The organism is Escherichia sp. MOD1-EC5189, from assembly GCF_002966045.1.
GTDB lineage: Bacteria > Pseudomonadota > Gammaproteobacteria > Enterobacterales > Enterobacteriaceae > Escherichia > Escherichia coli_F.
This window is the reverse complement of the sequence record NZ_PTRX01000010.1, coordinates 36,783-57,965: the sequence shown is the minus strand read 5'-3', so window position 1 is coordinate 57,965 and position 21,183 is coordinate 36,783. Positions and strand designations below refer to the sequence as shown.

Below are 21,183 nucleotides of genomic sequence, written 5' to 3'. Positions count from 1 at the left end.
TACAGACAGAAGGAATATAAAATGAAAAATTGTGTCATCGTCAGCGCGATACGTACTGCTATCGGTAGTTTTAACGGTTCACTCGCTTCCACCAGCGCCATCGACCTGGGGGCGACAGTAATTAAAGCCGCCATTGAACGTGCAAAAATCGATTCACAACATATCGATGAAGTGATTATGGGTAACGTGCTACAAGCCGGGCTGGGGCAAAATCCGGCGCGTCAGGCACTGTTAAAAAGCGGACTGGCCGAAACAGTGTGCGGATTCACGGTCAATAAAGTGTGTGGTTCGGGTCTTAAAAGTGTGGCGCTTGCCGCCCAGGCAATTCAGGCAGGTCAGGCGCAAAGCATTGTGGCGGGGGGTATGGAAAATATGAGTTTAGCGCCCTACTTACTCGATGCAAAAGCACGCTCTGGTTATCGTCTTGGAGACGGACAGGTTTATGACGTAATCCTGCGCGATGGTCTGATGTGCGCCACCCATGGTTATCATATGGGGATTACCGCCGAAAACGTGGCTAAAGAGTACGGAATTACCCGTGAAATGCAGGATGAACTGGCGCTACATTCACAGCGTAAAGCGGCTGCCGCAATTGAGTCCGGTGCTTTTACAGCCGAAATCGTCCCGGTAAATGTTGTCACTCGAAAGAAAACCCTCGTCTTCAGTCAAGACGAATTCCCGAAAGCGGATTCTACGGCTGAAGCGTTAGGCGCATTGCGCCCGGCCTTCGATAAAGCAGGAACAGTCACCGCCGGGAACGCGTCTGGCATTAACGACGGTGCTGCCGCTCTGGTGATTATGGAAGAATCTGCGGCGCTGGCAGCAGGCCTTACCCCCCTGGCTCGCATTAAAAGTTATGCCAGCGGTGGCGTGCCCCCCGCATTGATGGGTATGGGGCCAGTACCTGCCACGCAAAAAGCGTTACAACTGGCGGGGCTGCAGCTGGCAGACATTGATCTTATCGAAGCCAATGAAGCATTTGCCGCGCAATTCCTTGCCGTTGGGAAAACACTGGGCTTTGATCCTGAGAAAGTGAATGTCAACGGTGGGGCCATCGCGCTGGGGCATCCTATCGGCGCCAGCGGTGCGCGTATTCTGGTCACACTATTACATGCAATGCAGGCACGCGATAAAACGCTGGGTCTGGCAACGTTGTGCATTGGCGGCGGTCAAGGAATTGCGATGGTGATTGAACGATTGAATTAACATTTAAAAACGCCCGATAGCGAAAGTCATCGGGCGTTTTCTTGAACATTGACAGTAAAGATAACCTCAGTAATCACCAGTCAAAACTTTTCACCAGCGTCAGTTCGCCAGCATTACGCATCGGTACAATAAATGTTTCCTGTTTCTCATTAACCGATCCTTCATCGGTGATCAGCGTCAGTTGGGCGGTCGTCAATTCCGTTTCACTGCGTCCGCCATAGTAGTTGATATATACCTGATAGCGCCCGTGAACTGGCGCTGGCATGGCGAAAATCTCCGGTCCGTAACCCGTCGTGACATCCATATCCAGTGCACCACTGTTTTTCAGCACCGTGTTACCGTACCAGGCGTGTTCACCATCCGGCGTGACAACATGAAGATCGAGGTCGGTATTGTCCGTATCCCAGGAGAGAACCAGCCGTAAACGCGCGCGGATCACTCCAGCGCCCGGCGTTGAGTAAAACTGCATTTTTTGTCGGCTTTGCCCATCTGGGCTGATGACCTGCACGCTGTTGCTGCCTTCAGTGAAAATATAAGGGCGTGCAAATGAACCATCGGATTCAATTCTCTGCGGCATACTGGCACCGTTGACCACCAACCGGCCCTGCTGAACTTTACCCGCCGCCGCATAATTCTTTATTTTGCCGCGGATCTGCGCTGAGATATTTTGATCATCTGCCATGTTGACGGACGACGCGGGGTAATTGATCGATTGTGAAAAGCTGGCATCTTCACCATCCGCAGGATGCCAGCCAGAGAGCGGTGCATCAATCTCGACGTCCTGTACACCTTCACTGTGAGCGACAGGCGAAAGCGCCACCAGTAACAACGGAAGAAAAATCTTTCGCATAGCATTAGTCCATTAATAATTTTCGGGTCAGCGTTTCGATATAGTTCTCATCAAGCCCGGTGGGATAACCATCAAAGGCCAGGTGCAGATACTCATGGGTTAAATCAAGCCGATCCTGAAGCGTAAAGAAGTTACGAATAAACAGCCGTTTCTGCTGCCGATCGGTATAGGGGAAACCTGAGACTAAACGACAGACCGCAAACACGTCTGGTTCGTTGTACCCCGTCTCGCCTTGTAACATACCCCGCCACTGCGGCATTTTTTTCGCCAGCCAGGCTTTCGCTTTGGGTAATAACTGGCAGGTTGAGCGTGGCGCTCCCCAGCGGCTAAGGCTGTTGTCGGGATAAGCAAACGCGAGTATCTGGTCGTAACGCTCTCCCTGCCCCGCCTGGGCGGTGGCTTGCCGCCAGGAGAGCGTCCCTTCGGTAGCGCGACTGCCGTGATAATGAACCGGATCGCCAGCGTAAATGAGATCCTGCGTCCAGGCGGTCATCGTCCGCGCGCCCGTGGTGGCTGGCGAAGCAGAAACACGCTGCATGGCGCTGCTGTCGGGGATGGTCAGGCAATCGCCTTCCCGATTGGCGTTTTGCTGTAAGAAAGTGCGAATCGCCACGGTCATAGCTTTCGCTGCCTCAGGGGGGGTACTTTTCGCCTCGCGGTCCAGTACTCTGGCAACGTACTCTTCACGATCAAGATGCGACTGCAATTTCAGTTTGCCCTTTTCTGTCAGTAAGGTCGTCTCACCGTGGCTGACAAACGTAATGTGGTTACCATTGGCAAACGTCACACGATAGCGCCCATTAAGTACGCCGGGTTTTACTGCTGTCGTACTCTTTTCCGCCGTGATTTTCTTCAGCGGATAACGGGCAAACAGCTCCACCTCTACACATTGCCCACTGGCAACTTGCGTCGGCACTGGCAAAACCCGATTAAGCACCGTCGCATAACGGGTCAGTACCGTTTTGCTGGTGCCGCTGCCAGTAACCCACAGCGGTGTACCATCGGTTAACCAGCCAGCAAAACCACCCTGACGGATTTCCTGCTTATCATCGGCAAACCAGCTCCAGGTTTTCACCCGTAACCGACTACCGAGCATGGATGCGACACCGATTTTCGCCTCATCCAGCACCACATCCAGTAAGACTTCCTGAGCTTTGTTTTGCGCGGGTAACGTCGCTAATGAATCAAGCAGTGATTTAACCGTTACCGAGGTTTCTGGCTTCAGCGTCGGAAGAGACGCTAACCACGCAGGTGCCTGACGCTGTCGCCAGTATTGCCCCCAAACATCTGCACCAATATGCAACCGTTGCGGCGCAAAATAGAGTCCACAGGAGCGTACCAGCGCGGTATCGCGCGTTATGCTCTCCCCAGCCTGACAACAATAAACCTCTTCCGGGGAGTTTCCGCGACACTGGTAGGGCTGCTCTGGTTGATGGGTATCCTCCAGCCAGGCGTAAACATACAGTTTCCACAAACTCCCTAACGGCGTGGTGAGTGTGTCAGGTAATGCCGAGACTTTGGTCACGCCTGATGACGACAGCTGATACAGTTGATCGTGTTGCGCGCCCCGCAGCGCCAGTTGTAACGGCGTTTTCTCCGCCAGCGTTGGCAGAGTAACCAACGCCAATAGCCAGACGATTCTGTGCCAGTTCACTTATTTCACCTGCATCCCGGTCCATTCGCTCCCTGCCGCAACACTTTGCTGTGCAGGTGCATAGGAACGCACATAACGAGCAGGAGGCAGAACGAATTGCCCTTTTTGCGAGAAGCGCAGCAAATGGCGGAAAGTGACCGTTCCCGTCAGTTCTTTCACCGGCACCATATAGGCCAGTTCGCCCATTTCATTGCGCGCTTTTTCCAGCAGTTGTCCTTGCTGTTTTCCGGCGTTCGGTTTATTGACCGAAATGCCCCAGGTTGTACGCTCAACATCGGCTCCCGGCGGCAGCGGTACTTCTACCTGGCCGTAGCGCAGAGCAGCATCTTGCTCGCTGGTAAGTGTGATTTCATCGAGATACAGCGCATCGCTGTCAATCTCATTGCTGTTGACAGGCTGTAAGGTAAAGTTCATATCCTCTTCACCCGGGATAAGCCGATACAACTGTCGTTCAACGGTCACCGGAATGTTACTTTGTTGAGCCGTTTTTGCCGGTTCACGCCAGCGAACCTGCACGTTTTGCGGCGGTAATTCGTCACCAAAAGAGAGAATGTCCGGCACGCCCTGACCAACCCAACGCCAGTATTCACCCCCTCCGGTTAACTTATGTTTGGCCCATGCGCCCGCAGGAGCAGGTAACACAACCGGAGGCATCGTCGCCATATATTTCGCCAGCCAGTTCATTGCCAGCGCGCGCTCAATGGTGGATTGCTCAGCGGTTAAACCACTTAAAATAGCGGCAGCCTGGGTGGCGTCGCCTCCGCTATTGAGCAGCACAACCGTGTGCGCCAGCGGCTGGTTACTGTTTGCCGCTTTATCCCACGCATATTGCTGAACCTGTGGCATCACAGTGGACTTCAACTGCGCTTTTTTCAGCAACGTCATGGTTAAGACGTTTGCCACCGCATCTGCCAGTGGAGATTCAGGTGTATCGAGGATCAGGCTGTCATTGATATCGCTGGTGTCTGCCTCAGAGAAATCTTTAGTTTTAGTTCCGCGCCGGGCGATAGCTTCATCCAACCCTTTCAACAACGTTTTGCACGGCAGATTCATCTCCTGCGCCCACGCCAGCACCAGCGCCCGATGCAATAACGGCATGTTATCCGCCTGCTCCGCGTAGCTGTCGAGCATATGCTGCCAGTATTCCGGTTGTTGCGTTACGCCGAGCGCCTGGCTGGCCTGCCAGTCGGCGTACCATGCCCATGCCGTGAGGAATGCGTCGCCATTGCCATCTTCACCCCACCAGGTAAAGCGCGCTCCTGGCCCCGCCAGTTGCATCAGCCGCAAACGGTTATCCTGAATCCTCTGACGAATGTCGTTAGCGGCGGCACTTTGATGATCGGCAAGTGAACGCCAGGCGAGACTGAGCGGGATCAGACGGCTACCGGTGTTGATCACGCCACCCCACGGTTCATCGACTAACGCATCAAGATTGTTACGGAAAATCTCCTGCGGCGTTTCGCTACTTTGCAACCGGATATTGCTCGCCTGCTCGGGCAACATCAGCGCGTTATCGCCACCGCCGAGCATGACGTTTTTCTGCTGTTCAACGGGCCAGCTGTTATCCACAAAAAACAGTTTTGTGCTAATGCTGTCCTGCACTTGCCCATTTTGTTGGAGTTCTGCACTTAACAAGCCAGATTGCTGAATATTCTGCGTCAGCGAAATATAATTCGCCCCTTTATGCAACGTCAGCGTCTGACGCACCTCAGCGCCTGAAAATTTAGTCACCAGCGCCACCGGTTCGTTATCCTGCTGACTGAAGATAAACAGTCCTGCCGCCGGTTTGTCACCCATGCGATATACCGTTGGCATACTCCACTTCATGTAGAGATTTTTTTCCGAACGCAAATAAGCACGCCCCTGCCCGACCAGCCCGTCGCCGTTCATCCCACGCGCGGTGATGCGCCAGCGGGTTAATGAATCAGGCATCAGGAACGTGAAATACGCTTTGCCTTGTTTATCGGTTGTGAGTGACGGCATCCAGGCAGCGGTATCCACTTCTTCACGCCGTGGACGTTCCAGCATTTTCACTCGCCGCTCGCTGCGGTTAGTCGCGCCAGGCGCAACAGGTTCGCTGGAGAGCGCCTGGTCGTAGCTGATAAATGACAGGCTGGAGCTGGTGCGCACATTGTTACGCCCCAGCGGATAGAAAAATTTGCCGATATTCGGCGCGATTTCCGGTTGCAGCGCGTAGATCATTTCATCGACCACGCCAACCGTTAACTGCGCAGAAACTGGTTTACCTTTCAGCAACGAGGTTAATTCGACATTGACCAGTTCACCTGGCTGGTAATGGGTTTTGTCCGTTTTCACCCGGATATCCAACTGGGGAACGGCAACTTTGATCCCGGCGTTCTGAAAACTGTACTGACCGTTACGGGTATACAGCACCGAAAAAGTGATGTTAGGCGCAAAGGAATTGTTCACCGGTACGCGGGCTTCATACTGGGTATCGTTTAAACGTTGTAACGTCAGCCAGTTTGCCGGATGCGATAGCAGCGACTGCTGTTCAACGCGATCGCGTTCCAGCGTCAATAACGCTTCATCAATTGGCTCCGGGAAGGTAATCAGCATCTTCGCGGTTTCGCCTGGCTGGTACAGCGTTTTATCCGCCACGATATCTACCGTACCAGTATGCGCCGTGCTGCCCTTACCGCTGACGGCATGGCTTAACCCGGCGAGAATTAAGCCGTCTTTATCGCGTAACGTCAGGTTGTAGTTGCCTGGTTTATCGAAATTGACGGTAAAGGATTTGCCGCCAGAAGGTAGATCTCCGCTGTGGCTCGTGCGGTCTTCCAGACGCAACCACTCATACGTAACAGGAACCTGTTTTGAAGATTCCAGCGCAGCATAACGGAAAACAACCGATTCACCGCTATTGCTGTATTGTGCGGCGGTGCTCAAAGTGTAATGCGCCAGACCACGTTCAATGAGGATCTCTTTGGTGGTGGTGACACGATACGCCGCGCCGTCACTGGCGGAGACAGTTAACAAATAACGGCTTGGTTTATCGGCGGCGGGGAGATTTAACGCCACATGACCATTATCGTCGGAAACCGTTTCACTGCCTTCCAGCGACACCGGGAAGCGCCCGGCATAGCGCAAATCGTTACCGACCATTGATAATTGCTGAGCGCGCAAACTTAACTGCACGCGGGCATCTTTTACCGGCTCGCCATCCGGGTAAAGCAGTTGCAGTTTGCCGCTAACCGCTTCGCCTGTTTTGAACTCTTTTTTGTCGAGAGCTAAACCAATCTCAAAATGTGGCTTGATATAGTTGGCTACGCGAAAACTACTGCTATAGACCTGATTGCGGTAAGCAAGACGTAATTCATAACCTCCGGCAACGGCATTTTCTGGCAGGCGGAAACTCCCCTGCCCGCCATTACGCGCATCCAGCGTGACATTGACGGTTTGCAACAGGCTGCCATTAGCATCCAGCACTGAAAGTTTCGCCGGTGCGCTGACGATAGGGGATGAATGCAACGGATCGTGGAACTCGCGGCCCATCACTTTAACATCGACACGATCGCCTGCGCGATATAGCGGGCGATCAGTAAAGATATACAAGCGGGTATTGTAGATTTCACTTTCGTAGAAAAAATTCTCGGAGACAAAAACGCCGCCTTCTGCATCTTTACCCAGAATGTATGAACGTTCCGGCGATATATGTTGTAACTGCAAGGTACCGCTGTCATCGGTCACACCGCGAGTCATCACGCCAAGACCGTCAGTCCACAGGATCTCTGAGCCTGGCTTCGCTTCACCCTGTTTTTTGCCAGCAGTCCACACCAGAAGTTCGTTGCCTGACACTTTGCTAAGCGCCACGGTATCGGAGACAAATACCACCGTCGTTGCCCGATACCCACCGACCATCGCCTCGACGAGATACAGTCCCGGCTCTTGTTTGCCGAGAGGAATATAGATGTTGCCCGGCTGCGGCGAGATGAAATTGCTGGATGCGCCTTCCAGTTTTACCCCTTGCTGCGGCTCGACCGGTTTTGCCTGCCATAGTGGATAGCGGAACTGTTCCACCAGTGGATATTTTTTCAGCGGTGAAAACTGGCTGTTCTGTACATAACGGGAAGGTTTAACAATGGCATTACCGAGCTGTAATTCGGGTAACGCCTGAGTCACATTCTGCCGTGACTGAGAAGAGAAAGTACGCTGCATTACACGGCGAGATTTGCTATACCAGTTATCCCACAGCCAGGTTAGCGTATTGTTCAGCCCGTCGCCCAGATATTGCGGTTGCACCACAATGCGATGCAGGTTTTTCTGCTGGCGCAAAAATGCCATCGGGTCAGGAATACGATACAGGCGAACGTCCACGCCGCCGTACTCTTCCATCTGGTAACGCCGATAATCACGCCCCGGCGCTTCCAGTCGCACTTTCGCCTCTTCACTGCTGCTAAAACTGCTGTCAGCGAGCAAAAAGAATGTTCCCCCGGCGGGCGGTGCATAGTTACTGGAAGGAAGCGAATCATCAGCATTAGCAAGCCCTGTTCCCACAAGAGACAGGCACAAGCACGCTGCTATCGCGCCAGAAAATTTAAACGATAAATGCCAATGAAATTGGGATTGGAATCGTTGGGTATCCATCGGGTGTCCTTCCATGTCATAAGTTGTTGCAGACTGACTGCGCGCATTCCGTTGTCAGTTTTCGTGGCGCTTCCGGTGTGGTAGATGACGTAACGCCCCATCCAGACCATTAAGTGCTGGGCATCGCCCTGATCGAAAAAAATCATATCGCCAGGCAACGCCTGGTTTATGTCCTGGCCAATAAATTGGCTGTTGTACTGAATCAAATTAATCGCGGTCACATAGGGGCCGTTTTTTCCGTTCCCCTGATTCCAGTTTTGCGCCAGTTGACGCTGTTCAGGTGTTAGCGTCATTTCAGGCGGCAAATACTGACTTGCTATACCGTTACTTTTTAGCCATTTGCTGTCGTGAACTTTCAGCGCCTCGTTCGCCGAAAATCGCACCAGGCCCGCACAATCCTGCTGATACCAGCGCGGACTTGGCCCCTGGCGGAGTTGTTCCTGTGCAATACGCACAAACCAGGCGCGAAACAGCCCCGATTGTTCGACATTCAGCATTTCGCTATGAGCAACAACACAACACAGCCAGCAAATCAGCGCCAGCAGCACGTGTCTCATAGTGGCTGCCAGGTAATGGGTAGCCACTGCCAGGCGGCACCGGGTTCCATCTGGGCCAGCTTCATGACATAACGCGGTTGTTGAGATAAAGCGTCCAGCTTCGGCATTAATAAAGTTTGTGCGGCGTTATAAAAAACCGGTTCGAGATTCTTCGGCAGACTGGTCAGCGTTTCGTTGCGCAGCAGTTTCGCCACGCCTTGTGGATTGATATAGACCGGAACAATGCCTTCAGTGGGTATCACATCCACCATTGCCGGGCGGGTTTTATTCAGTGTTTGCAACGCGTTATTGACCAGCGTGTCATCGAGGGAGAAAAGCATCGTCTTGTTTTGCATCGCCAGCGACACGCGGAAAAAATAATCCGACATTAATTGATCTGGTTGCGCTGCCTGCGCTTTCGGATACTGACCGTATCGGGAACTCACTTCGCGACGCCAGATTTGCGCTTCGCCCTGCTGCGTCTGGGCTACTGGCAATATACCTTCTGCCGCTTTGCTTTCGTGCGCACCAATATTTTGCGTAAACAGTTTTCCTGGCAATTGCACTTGTTCGGCAGAACCATCAAACTGACCGACAAACAGCGGAGTTTGCAATTTTGAATCTTCATACCAGCACAGCCCCGCAGCACCGTCTAACGCCCCGTTGAGCTTGTCGTTTTCCTGGCTGATGTGGGAAAGCATCTCTTCAGCAATACCATGTGAATAAGGCACCGCCACACAGAAGCTGGCCCCTGCAGGCATACTGTTCCATACCGGCGTAAAATCGAAACTGGCATCTACGCTTGCGGATTCATCATTTAACGCCACAAAACTGTGCCAGCCGTCATTGCTCATTTCGAAGCGCACACCAGCAAAAGAAGGCATTAATCGCTGGTAGCCAAAACCCAGCAAATTTGCACTGACCACGATGCGCTGGCGTACTGGCGTTTTTTCGGCAGTACGCTCTTCCAGGCCAAAGCTGGCTTGCCAGCGTTTTTTACCGCTCAACAAATCACTTGCGATCGCCGTGGCTTCGGTATCCTGCTGATCATCTTTAAACAGCATGTCCGTGCTGGAAAACACCAGCATCTTGTCCTGATAAGTTGCGAACATCAGGACGTTATTGCCGTTATAGCGCAACTGATAAACCGGGATGGTTTCACTATTTAGCTTAATACTACTGATTTCCGTTTTACTTAACTGGCTGTCGCTGGTAGCGGCAAACAGCAATGGCTCCAACAGCTTGCTTAAACCACTTCGCTGGATCAGCACCATATAATGAGAAAGATGGCCTTGTTTATCGTGCCATAGCGCCGCCTGCGCGGGCTGATCTAAGAGTGACGAAAAGAGCTTATCTTTTAGTGTGAGATCGTGTTCGTAGACAATGCGGCGAATGCTGCCTTCAATGCCCAGACGGTCGGCATGGTTCTGATAATAAAAAACGAAATCTTCGCTTAGAACATCGTGAAGAAACGGAATAGTGAGAAGATCTTTGGGAAGCTGGCTCAGAGAGTCGCTATCGAGAAAGAGATCCGGCTCATTGAGATCGATTTGCAGATTGTTGTGCACCACCAGCGGCGACAACGTTTTTTCTGGCCCACTACCAGCATATTGCAATGCCCAGACACCAGCGGAAAGCAGTACTATTGCGCCAAAACCTACAAGACCATAGAACCGCCAGCCTTTCGCCTTTTTTTCACTACCCATTGCCACATTCCTTGTGTAAAGCCAGCCATTTTTTATGGGTACAGCAAAACTTTACCGCGCCCTAATACGACAAAAGCCCAGACTTTGCAGCCTGGACTTCAATTCAAAAAAGGGAGATAACTCCCTTTTGGCATGAGGCGATGAAATTATTCTTCTTCTGGCTCGTCGTCAACGTCCACTTCCGGAGCGATTTCATCGTCCCCTTCCGCAGCACTGCCGTCGATGGTATCCAGATCTTCCTCGTCAACCGGTTCAGCAACACGTTGCAGACCCACCACGTTTTCATCTTCCGCAGTACGGATAAGGATCACGCCCTGGGTGTTACGGCCCACGATGCTGATTTCAGAAACGCGAGTACGTACCAGCGTACCGGCATCGGTGATCATCATGATCTGGTCGCAGTCATCTACCTGCACCGCGCCAACCACTAAACCGTTACGTTCGGTAACCTTGATGGAGATAACCCCTTTCGTCGCACGCGACTTAGTCGGGTATTCCGCTACCGCAGTACGTTTACCGTAACCATTTTGCGTTGCGGTGAGGATTGCACCATCGCCACGAGGCACGATCAGAGAGACGACTTTATCGCCTTCACCTAAGCGAATACCGCGAACACCGGTGGTGTTGCAGCCCATCGCACGGACAGAAGACTCTTTAAAGCGCACCACTTTACCTTCGGCGGAGAACAGCATTACTTCATCTTCGCCACTGGTCAGGTCAACGCCGATCAGCTCATCGCCGTCAACCAGTTTGATCGCCACTTTACCGGCGGTACGCAGACGATTGAACTCGGTGAGGACAGTTTTCTTCACGGTCCCGTTAGCCGTCGCCATGAAGACTTTCACGCCTTCTTCAAATTCGGTCACTGGCAGGATCGCGGTGATACGTTCGTCCTGTTCCAGCGGCAGCAGGTTGACGATCGGACGACCACGCGCGCCACGAGTCGCTTCCGGTAACTGGTAGACTTTCATCGAATAGACGCGACCACGGCTGGAGAAGCACAGGATATGATCGTGAGTATTCGCCACCAGCAGTCGGTCGATAAAGTCTTCTTCTTTAATACGTGCGGCAGATTTACCTTTCCCGCCACGACGCTGCGCTTCGTATTCAGAAAGCGGCTGGTACTTAACGTAGCCCTGGTGAGAGAGCGTCACTACCACATCTTCCTGAGTAATCAGATCTTCCAGGTTGATGTCTGCGCTGTTGGCGGTGATTTCAGTACGACGTTTGTCACCGAACTGTTCACGAACCAGCTCCAGCTCTTCGCGGATCACTTCCATCAGACGATCGGCGCTACCAAGAATACGCAACAGTTCCGCGATCTGATCCAGCAGCTCTTTGTATTCATCGAGCAGTTTTTCGTGCTCAAGGCCGGTCAGTTTCTGCAGACGCAGATCCAGAATTGCCTGAGCTTGCTGTTCGGTCAGGTAGTACAGACCGTCACGCACGCCGAACTCTGGCTCCAGCCATTCCGGACGCGCAGCATCATCGCCCGCACGTTCCAGCATCGCGGCAACGTTGCCCAGCTGCCACGGATTAGCAACCAGCGCCGTTTTCGCTTCTGCAGGCGTCGGCGCATGACGGATCAGTTCGATGATCGGGTCGATGTTCGCCAGCGCCACGGCTAATGCTTCAAGGATATGAGCACGATCGCGAGCTTTACGCAGTTCGAAAATGGTACGACGGGTCACCACTTCACGGCGGTGACGAACAAACGCAGCGATGATGTCTTTCAGGTTCATGATCTTCGGCTGACCATGGTGCAATGCCACCATGTTGATACCGAAAGAAACCTGCAACTGGGTCTGGGAGTAGAGGTTGTTGAGCACCACTTCACCGACCGCATCGCGTTTGACTTCAATCACGATGCGCATACCGTCTTTGTCAGACTCGTCACGCAGCGCGCTGATGCCTTCCACGCGTTTTTCTTTTACCAGTTCCGCAATTTTTTCGATCAGGCGCGCTTTGTTCACCTGATACGGAATTTCGTGGACGATAATGGTTTCACGTCCGGTTTTGGCGTCAACTTCCACTTCAGCACGGGCGCGGATATATACCTTGCCGCGACCGGTACGGTAAGCTTCTTCGATACCGCGACGACCATTGATGATTGCCGCCGTCGGGAAGTCCGGCCCCGGGATGTGTTCCATCAGCCCTTCAATGCTGATGTCTTCATCATCGATATACGCCAGACAACCGTTGATGACTTCCGTCAGGTTGTGTGGCGGGATGTTGGTTGCCATACCTACGGCGATACCGGAAGAACCGTTCACCAGCAGGTTAGGAATTTTGGTCGGCATGACGTCCGGAATTTTTTCCGTGCCGTCATAGTTATCAACGAAATCGACCGTCTCTTTTTCGAGATCGGCCATCAGTTCATGGGCAATTTTCGCCAGACGGATTTCCGTATAACGCATTGCCGCCGCAGAGTCGCCGTCGATGGAACCGAAGTTACCCTGACCGTCTACCAGCATGTAACGCAGCGAGAATGGCTGCGCCATACGGACGATCGTGTCATAAACCGCCGAGTCACCATGGGGATGGTATTTACCGATTACGTCACCAACGACACGGGCAGATTTTTTATAGGCTTTGTTCCAGTCATTGCCTAGTACGTTCATGGCGTAAAGTACGCGACGGTGTACCGGCTTCAGGCCATCTCGGACATCCGGCAGCGCACGGCCAACAATGACCGACATCGCATAATCCAGATAGGAGCTCTTCAGCTCTTCCTCAATGTTGACCGGTGTAATTTCTCTCGCAAGGTCGCTCATCTAACCGCTATCCCTCTACTGTATCCCGGATTCAAAGGTCGCAAATTATAACACAGCCGCGCAGATTGAGGTAAACCTATACGCTTTATTCACATCCAATGCCTGATATACTCGTTTGTCTTGCCAATTACGGAGTAGAAGTGCCAATGAATGCCGAAAAATCGCCGGTAACCCCTAACGTAGACCACGAAGAGATCGCTAAATTTGAAGCCGTCGCCTCCCGCTGGTGGGATCTTGAAGGTGAGTTCAAACCGCTGCACCGCATTAACCCGCTGCGTCTGGGCTATATTGCCGAGCGTGCTGGCGGTTTATTTGGCAAAAAGGTGCTCGATGTTGGTTGTGGCGGCGGCATTCTGGCCGAGAGTATGGCGCGCGAAGGTGCGACGGTGACCGGTCTGGATATGGGCTTTGAGCCATTGCAGGTGGCAAAACTGCACGCGCTGGAAAGCGGCATTCAGGTGGATTACGTGCAGGAAACCGTGGAAGAGCACGCGGCAAAACATGCCGGGCAGTATGATGTGGTGACCTGCATGGAGATGCTGGAGCACGTCCCCGATCCGCAGTCAGTGGTCAGAGCCTGTGCGCAACTGGTGAAACCGGGCGGCGATGTTTTTTTCTCGACGCTTAACCGCAACGGCAAGTCATGGCTGATGGCGGTGGTTGGTGCGGAATATATTTTGCGCATGGTGCCCAAAGGCACGCATGATGTGAAGAAGTTTATTAAACCGGCAGAATTGCTGGGCTGGGTGGATCAGACCAGTCTAAAAGAACGGCATATGATCGGACTGCATTACAACCCGATCACTAATACTTTTAAGCTCGGCCCCGGCGTCGATGTGAACTATATGCTGCACACGCAGAATAAGTGAGGTTGTTGGCCGGATATATCCGGCAACCGTGCCAATGCCTGATGCGACGCTTGCCGCGTCTTATCAGGCCTACAAATGCTCCCCGTAGGTCGGATAAGGCGTTTACGCCGCATCCGGCAATAGTGCCGGTCAGACAGCGATTACCATTTCACCGTCATCGACAAAAACCCTGCCGTCTGGGCAAAATCATCACTCCCTTTCTGCCACGCCACGCTACCACGCAGGGACACTCGCTGACTGATATTGCCCGTTACTCCCACTTTTATTTCCCCCCGTTGCTTCACCGCATCGTCACTGATAGTGCTGCCATCTTCTTCAATTTCCGTCGAATGGGGATCGTGATAATAATTCAGATCCAGGGTTGGCGTGATATGAACAGCGGTACGCCATTCGCTGTGTAACCCCAGCCGTGTCTGAAGATCATCGCCCTGCGATTGCGATACCCGCGCATGGTTAGCAGCGGTGAAATCATCCTGCTGCACGCCCTGATAAATCACCTGCGCCTGCGGTTCAATCACCACACCACGCCCCGGTAACCATTGATACCCGGCTTCCAGAGAGGCGATAACCCCCGACGAATGGTAATGATCCGCACCATCGCCTTGTTCGGAAACATCATTGTTAAACCACGCGTATTGCAGCCAGCTATCCAGCCAGGCCCCCTGTTTTTGGCTACCGTGCTGAAACCAGCTTGACGTCACCCCAACGGCATAACCGTGGTTCTGGTTATCGGCGCGAGTTCCGGTCATATTCGAGCGGCTATCGCCCTGGTTATCGCTGTAACCACCAATGGCCCCTAGCATCCATTCGCCGTCATCACCCCAGCGCCCCCTAAACAGGTCACCGCTAAGCTGCACCGTAGAAGTGTCTTCATGCTGAGCCAGTTGCCCTGCCGCCGTGTAATGATAACGTCCGCCGATAACACGTAAATTCAGCGTCTGACCATCGCCACCAGCGTGATCGTGTCGCTCCATCACAAACGCCTGATTTGCCGCCCGCAGGTTATTAAAATATCCACCAACTTTGGCATTCAACACCGGCTGGTAAGCGGGGATTGGATCTGGTGTTGGGTCAGGATCGGGAGTTGGGTCCGGGTCTGGATTAGGTGGCGATGGTGGCGTTACTTCTTGCGATCGCAGATACCAGTCGTTGTTATCTTCCACCAGCGTGTAGTCATACGCTCCCATATTAACGTAGCCGCTGCCCGCAAGACTAAACAGCGCATTGTTTTGAAATTGCGTGGGATCAGCAGTGAAATCAACCACTTTAATACCTGTAGAAGTCGGTTCACCAGTGCCGGTAATGGGGTTAACCACCACGGTCGTGTTACCCGAGGTATTGCCCTTCAACACCAGTTGGTCGCTTACCGAGTCATCGCCGTTTAATTCGCTGTCGAGAAACAACGTACCGCCGCCGGTGTAATCACCGTTTACCGTGAGCGTATCGCCAGCGACGCCATTTTGCAGACTGACTGTACCGGACATATTGGTTAGATCACCATTAACCGTCACATCGGAAAGATAGGTCAGGCTGTCAGTTTCCAGGTTAGTATTAAGCTCGCCTGTCAACGTCACGCCATCGGTGGCATTCACCAACGTACCGTCGCCGTTAAACAGCGAGGCATCCAGTGCGGCGGAAGTATCCTGGCTCGTCAGGCGCAAAACGGTGCCATCACTGATGTCGATAGTGCCGCTGGAAGTAGCATCAATAGACTGAATATCCTGATCTGCGCCAGTCTCGAATGTTGCTCCGTCACCGACCCACAGCAACGAAGCATAAGGAAAGATATTCACAGCATCGCCTTGCAGCGTGCCTTCTTCTACTCTCACCGCCGACTGCGTCGTACCGCTGGCGGTCAGCTCCAGGGTGCCAGCCCCCGTTTTAGTCAATGTGCTACCCTCATCCTGATGCTGCCCGCTGCTGTCAGCCATCAGTGCGCCCCACTGCGTGTCTACCCCCGCATCAACTGCCACTTCACCGTCGGCGCGCATTTCAATATCACGCCCATGCTCAACCGTTGTAGAGCGAGTATCGACATTGGCAGTAATCTCCATCACGCTTTCTTGTTGATTATCGGTAAAGATAACCTGGCGGTTATAGTGGGTATCTCCAAGCTGCGAGTTGTCACTCACCACCAGCGTACCGGAAGCAATTTGCGTTGTGCCGAGGTATTGATTGTCATTTGCCAGGCTGACCTGCCCATCACCCGCATCGACCACCACGTAGACGCCATCTTTCCCGTCGCCGCCGATATGCATATCGTTTCCGCCTGCAAGATCTACCACATCCTGACTGCCGATAACCGTTCCGCTGCTGCCGCTGACTTCAAGGCCATCGTTGTATGATGTGCCGCTCTGCCAGGTGGAGAAATCAGAGAGATCGAGCACACCGCCGTTTAACACGATCGACTGCGGCTCGTCCTGGAGAGCGGCGAGATCTGCCGCGTCGCCTTCTAGCGTAAGCACCGCGCCATCATCAACGACTATATCGCCAGTTAGCGCCATCGACTGCGCCCCTGCCAGCACGTAGCTGCCGTTTTGCGCAATGGTGAGCTGACCAGCACCTTCGATGGTGCCAGCAAAACTGCCTTGATTAACAGTAACATTGCCACCAGCATCGATATTTAAAGTGCCATTCTGAAAGCCCGTCAATGCGTGCACAAAGGTTTGTTGGGTGGAGCCAACATTTAGCTCTGCCTGATTCTGGTACTTATCAATACTCCCTATCGTCAGACCGTAGCAGTCTTGCGGATCGTCCTGGCAATGATTATCTCCGACATTCATCAGGGAGTTGCTGCGACCCAGGGTAACTTCACCGTTTTCAATCTGCATCTCACCAGTAAAGTCATTGTTATCTGCATTAAGTACCAGATCGCCGGAACCTGTTTTGGTGATCAACCCGGTACCAGCAATAGAGTCAACAGCTCCATCATTCTCTGTATTGCCGATAACCAGCGTTTTTCCGTCAGCAATATCAAAGGTAACTTCACTTAAGCCGAGATACATAAAGCCGCCCGCCGCAGTGGAAGGACCATCCCCATAGCCTGCTGCGCTATTGTTCTCATCGATTAACACACCGCCGTTCTGGCTGTAGCTGTCATCAACAGAAATATCAATAAGATAGGGAGCCGTCACGCTATTGGTATAAATTGCCCCGCCATAACCTTCGGCAGTGTTATTTGTAAATGCGGTGTTATTTATTATTGTGAAACCTGACGGATGCGTGATATCGCTATTATTATCGGTGACATCGATTGCACCGCCATCGCCATCACTGTAACTTGTTGATGTATATGCCTGGTTATTATTAAAAACATCATCACTTAGATAGACATCATTATTGATGGTATAAATTGCGCCACCTTTGCCATCATTAGCGATGTTATTGCTAAACACGGCGTTAGTGACACGTAAATCGACGGCACCAGTATCATTAGTACCAGAAGAATAGATTGCGCCACCATAGCCGCCTGCGACGTTACCGGAAAAAATAACATCAGTAAGATTCAGCGTTGAATTTTCTTTAGCAAATATTGCCCCGCCATTATTATATTCTCCTGAGACAGTATTATTGGCAAACAGAGTCATCCCTGTTTCATTTTGTGGCGATATCGTAAATTCAGCACTTTGCTGCAAAAATACGGCCCCACCGCTGGCATTATTGGCCATACCCGAAAAAATCAACCATTGCCCATCGGCGATGCTCCAGTCCTGCGTAATGCCTGAAAGGCTTTGCCTGCTGGCCTGACAGCTCGCTTTGATATCATATCCCTGGCATGAATCAATAACCGCTGCGATACCATTAGTGGAGAAGAGAGACGCAATCATTGACGGGAGTAAAGATAAATACTCCTTACGTAGAAAAATAATCCGCATATTACCCTAACCATCCTTTTCTATGAGAAGGCGTATTTAATCGCATTATGTGATATGGGGTATCTTTCTTTTGTAAATTGTATAACTTGGTGCAATGACTATTTTGTTATTACTTGATGAATAATATCAGTGTATCATAATTCAAATTAATAACCTTAAGGTAAATCGGTTATATTTAAACTGAATTAAAGTAATAAATAATATTCTTATAATATATGCAAAAGTAACAAATTGGCTTGGTATTTAACAACAAACGAATATAAAACAACCATTTCGACTCAACAATCGCTTACATTCGCTTATATATTGACCACAACTGATACATCAGATTATGTGATGATTCGTGCTTAGATCAATTTTGACAATCATTAGCGACAAGATTAATAAACCATCTATATCAATTTACCCATACTATTCTGCCGTTCAAGAAATCGCCGAACAGTTATTTTTAACAAATTTTTCTCTTCCCATTGACTTTCCCGGATACCTTGTCTGACCTAAGTTGCGCGGAAGCCACTTTTTCCTTCCTGAGTTATCCACAAAGTTATGCACTTGCAAGAGGGCCAGTTTCACACTATCTTGCAGTGAATCCCAAACATACCCCCTATATATAGTGTTCTAAGCAGCTTCCCTCACTACAGGTAGTCTGCATGAAACTATTGCGGAAAGAATTCCAAAAACAGGTACGACATACATGAATCAGAATCTGCTGGTGACAAAGCGCGACGGTAGCACAGAGCGCATCAATCTCGACAAAATCCATCGCGTTCTGGATTGGGCGGCAGAAGGACTGCATAACGTTTCGATTTCCCAGGTCGAGCTGCGCTCCCACATTCAGTTTTATGACGGTATCAAGACCTCTGACATCCACGAAACCATTATCAAGGCTGCCGCAGACCTGATCTCCCGTGATGCGCCGGATTATCAGTATCTCGCCGCGCGCCTGGCGATCTTCCACCTGCGTAAAAAAGCCTACGGCCAGTTTGAGCCGCCTGCGCTGTACGACCACGTGGTGAAAATGGTCGAGATGGGCAAATACGATAATCATCTGCTGGAAGACTACACGGAAGAAGAGTTCAAGCAGATGGACACGTTTATCGATCACGACCGTGATATGACCTTCTCTTATGCTGCCGTTAAGCAGCTGGAAGGCAAATATCTGGTACAGAACCGCGTGACCGGCGAAATCTACGAAAGCGCCCAGTTCCTTTATATTCTGGTTGCCGCGTGCCTGTTCTCGAACTACCCGCGTGAAACGCGCCTGCAATACGTGAAGCGTTTTTACGACGCGGTTTCCACATTTAAAATTTCGCTGCCGACGCCAATCATGTCCGGCGTGCGTACCCCGACTCGTCAGTTCAGCTCCTGCGTACTGATCGAGTGCGGCGACAGCCTGGATTCCATTAACGCCACCTCCAGCGCGATTGTTAAATACGTTTCCCAGCGTGCCGGGATCGGCATTAACGCCGGGCGTATTCGTGCGTTGGGTAGCCCGATTCGCGGTGGCGAAGCATTCCACACCGGCTGTATTCCGTTTTACAAACATTTCCAGACAGCGGTGAAATCCTGCTCTCAGGGCGGTGTGCGTGGCGGTGCAGCAACGCTGTTCTACCCGATGTGGCATCTGGAAGTGGAAAGCCTGCTGGTGTTGAAAAACAACCGTGGGGTTGAAGGCAACCGCGTGCGTCATATGGACTACGGGGTACAAATCAACAAACTGATGTATACCCGTCTGCTGAAAGGTGAAGATATCACCCTGTTCAGCCCGTCCGACGTACCGGGGCTGTACGACGCGTTCTTCGCCGATCAGGAAGAGTTTGAACGCCTGTACACCAAATATGAGAAAGACGACAGCATCCGCAAGCAGCGTGTGAAAGCCGTTGAGCTGTTCTCGCTGATGATGCAGGAACGTGCGTCTACCGGTCGTATCTATATTCAGAACGTTGACCACTGCAATACCCATAGCCCGTTTGATCCGGCCATCGCGCCAGTGCGCCAGTCTAACCTGTGCCTGGAAATCGCCCTGCCGACCAAACCGCTGAATGATGTCAACGACGAGAACGGTGAAATCGCGCTGTGTACGTTGTCTGCTTTCAACCTGGGCGCAATTAATAGCCTGGATGAACTGGAAGAGCTGGCGATCCTGGCAGTACGCGCACTCGACGCGCTGCTGGATTATCAGGATTACCCGATCCCGGCCGCCAAACGTGGAGCGATGGGTCGTCGTACGCTGGGTATTGGTGTGATCAACTTCGCTTACTACCTGGCGAAGCACGGTAAACGCTACTCCGACGGCAGCGCCAACAACCTGACGCATAAAACCTTCGAAGCCATTCAGTATTACCTGCTGAAAGCGTCTAATGAGCTGGCAAAAGAGCAAGGCGCGTGCCCGTGGTTTAACGAAACCACTTACGCGAAAGGGATCCTGCCGATCGATACCTATAAGAAAGACCTGGATGCTATCGCTAATGAGCCGCTGCATTACGACTGGGAAGCACTGCGTGAGTCAATCAAAACGCACGGCCTGCGTAACTCCACGCTTTCTGCTCTGATGCCGTCCGAGACCTCTTCGCAGATCTCTAACGCCACTAACGGTATTGAACCGCCGCGCGGTTACGTCAGCATCAAAGCGTCGAAAGACGGTATTCTGCGCCAGGTGGTGCCGGACTATGAGCACCTGCACGACGCCTATGAGCTGCTGTGGGAAATGCCGGGTAACGATGGCTACCTGCAACTGGTGGGTATCATGCAGAAATTTATCGATCAGTCGATCTCTGCTAACACCAACTACGATCCGTCACGCTTCCCGTCAGGAAAAGTGCCGATGCAGCAACTGCTGAAAGACTTGCTCACCGCCTACAAATTCGGGGTCAAAACGCTGTATTATCAGAACACCCGTGACGGTGCTGAAGACGCACAAGACGATCTGGTGCCGTCAATCCAGGACGATGGCTGCGAAAGCGGCGCATGTAAGATCTGATATTGAGATGCCGGATGCGGCGTGAACGCCTTATCCGGCCTACGGCTCGGTTTTGTAGGCCTGATAAGACGCGCCAGCGTCGCATCAGGCACAGGATGCGGCGTAAAATGCCTTATCCGGCATTAAAC

At 52.0% G+C, this 21,183-nt stretch carries 10 protein-coding genes; 3 read left to right on the top strand and 7 right to left on the bottom strand.

Annotated features, from left to right (window positions below):
- Positions 1-21 precede the first annotated feature (21 nt).
- Complete coding sequence (atoB, locus tag ATB02_RS10910) at positions 22-1,206, top strand: acetyl-CoA acetyltransferase (protein WP_105271566.1); 1,185 nt, start codon at positions 22-24, stop codon at positions 1,204-1,206.
- A 73-nt stretch (positions 1,207-1,279) separates the two neighbouring features.
- Here atoB and ATB02_RS10905 read toward each other — a convergent pair whose 3' ends face one another.
- The 6 genes from ATB02_RS10905 to gyrA form a co-directional block, all read right to left on the bottom strand.
- Positions 1,280-2,056, bottom strand: coding sequence for a YfaP family protein (locus ATB02_RS10905; protein WP_105271565.1), 777 nt, complete (start codon positions 2,054-2,056; stop codon positions 1,280-1,282).
- Positions 2,057-2,060: 4 nt separating this feature from the next.
- Positions 2,061-3,710: a YfaQ family protein gene (locus ATB02_RS10900; RefSeq protein WP_105271564.1), complete on the bottom strand. Its 1,650-nt coding sequence runs from the start codon at positions 3,708-3,710 to the stop codon at positions 2,061-2,063.
- Positions 3,711-8,225: an alpha-2-macroglobulin family protein gene (locus tag ATB02_RS10895; RefSeq protein WP_198600580.1), complete on the bottom strand. Its 4,515-nt coding sequence runs from the start codon at positions 8,223-8,225 to the stop codon at positions 3,711-3,713.
- Positions 8,226-8,248: 23 nt separating this feature from the next.
- Complete coding sequence (locus tag ATB02_RS10890; protein WP_105271562.1) at positions 8,249-8,872, bottom strand: DUF1175 domain-containing protein; 624 nt, start codon at positions 8,870-8,872, stop codon at positions 8,249-8,251.
- Entirely contained in the window at positions 8,869-10,557 is a 1,689-nt protein-coding gene (locus tag ATB02_RS10885) for a DUF2138 domain-containing protein (protein ID WP_105271561.1), read from the bottom strand. Before ATB02_RS10885 ends, ATB02_RS10890 begins: the two co-directional genes overlap by 4 nt.
- Positions 10,558-10,703: 146 nt before the next feature.
- A complete protein-coding gene (gyrA, locus tag ATB02_RS10880; RefSeq protein WP_001281242.1) occupies positions 10,704-13,331 on the bottom strand; it encodes a DNA topoisomerase (ATP-hydrolyzing) subunit A in 2,628 nt (875 codons plus the stop codon).
- Positions 13,332-13,477: 146 nt separating this feature from the next.
- On the opposite strand from gyrA, the gene ubiG reads away from it, so the two are divergent.
- The gene (gene ubiG, locus ATB02_RS10875; protein ID WP_000990785.1) at positions 13,478-14,200 is read left to right on the top strand and encodes a bifunctional 2-polyprenyl-6-hydroxyphenol methylase/3-demethylubiquinol 3-O-methyltransferase UbiG; all 723 of its coding nucleotides are present in this window, start codon (positions 13,478-13,480) and stop codon (positions 14,198-14,200) included.
- A gap of 140 nt (positions 14,201-14,340) precedes the next feature.
- Here ubiG and yfaL read toward each other — a convergent pair whose 3' ends face one another.
- Positions 14,341-18,075 (bottom strand): AIDA-I family autotransporter adhesin YfaL/EhaC, encoded by a 3,735-nt coding sequence (gene yfaL, locus ATB02_RS10870; RefSeq protein ID WP_105271560.1) that lies wholly within the window; start codon positions 18,073-18,075, stop codon positions 14,341-14,343.
- Positions 18,076-18,769: 694 nt separating this feature from the next.
- On the opposite strand from yfaL, the gene nrdA reads away from it, so the two are divergent.
- Positions 18,770-21,055 carry a class 1a ribonucleoside-diphosphate reductase subunit alpha gene (gene nrdA / locus ATB02_RS10860; RefSeq protein ID WP_001075170.1) on the top strand — a complete coding sequence of 762 codons (2,286 nt, stop codon included), beginning with the start codon at positions 18,770-18,772 and terminating at the stop codon, positions 21,053-21,055.
- The last annotated feature ends 128 nt before the right edge of the window (positions 21,056-21,183 follow it).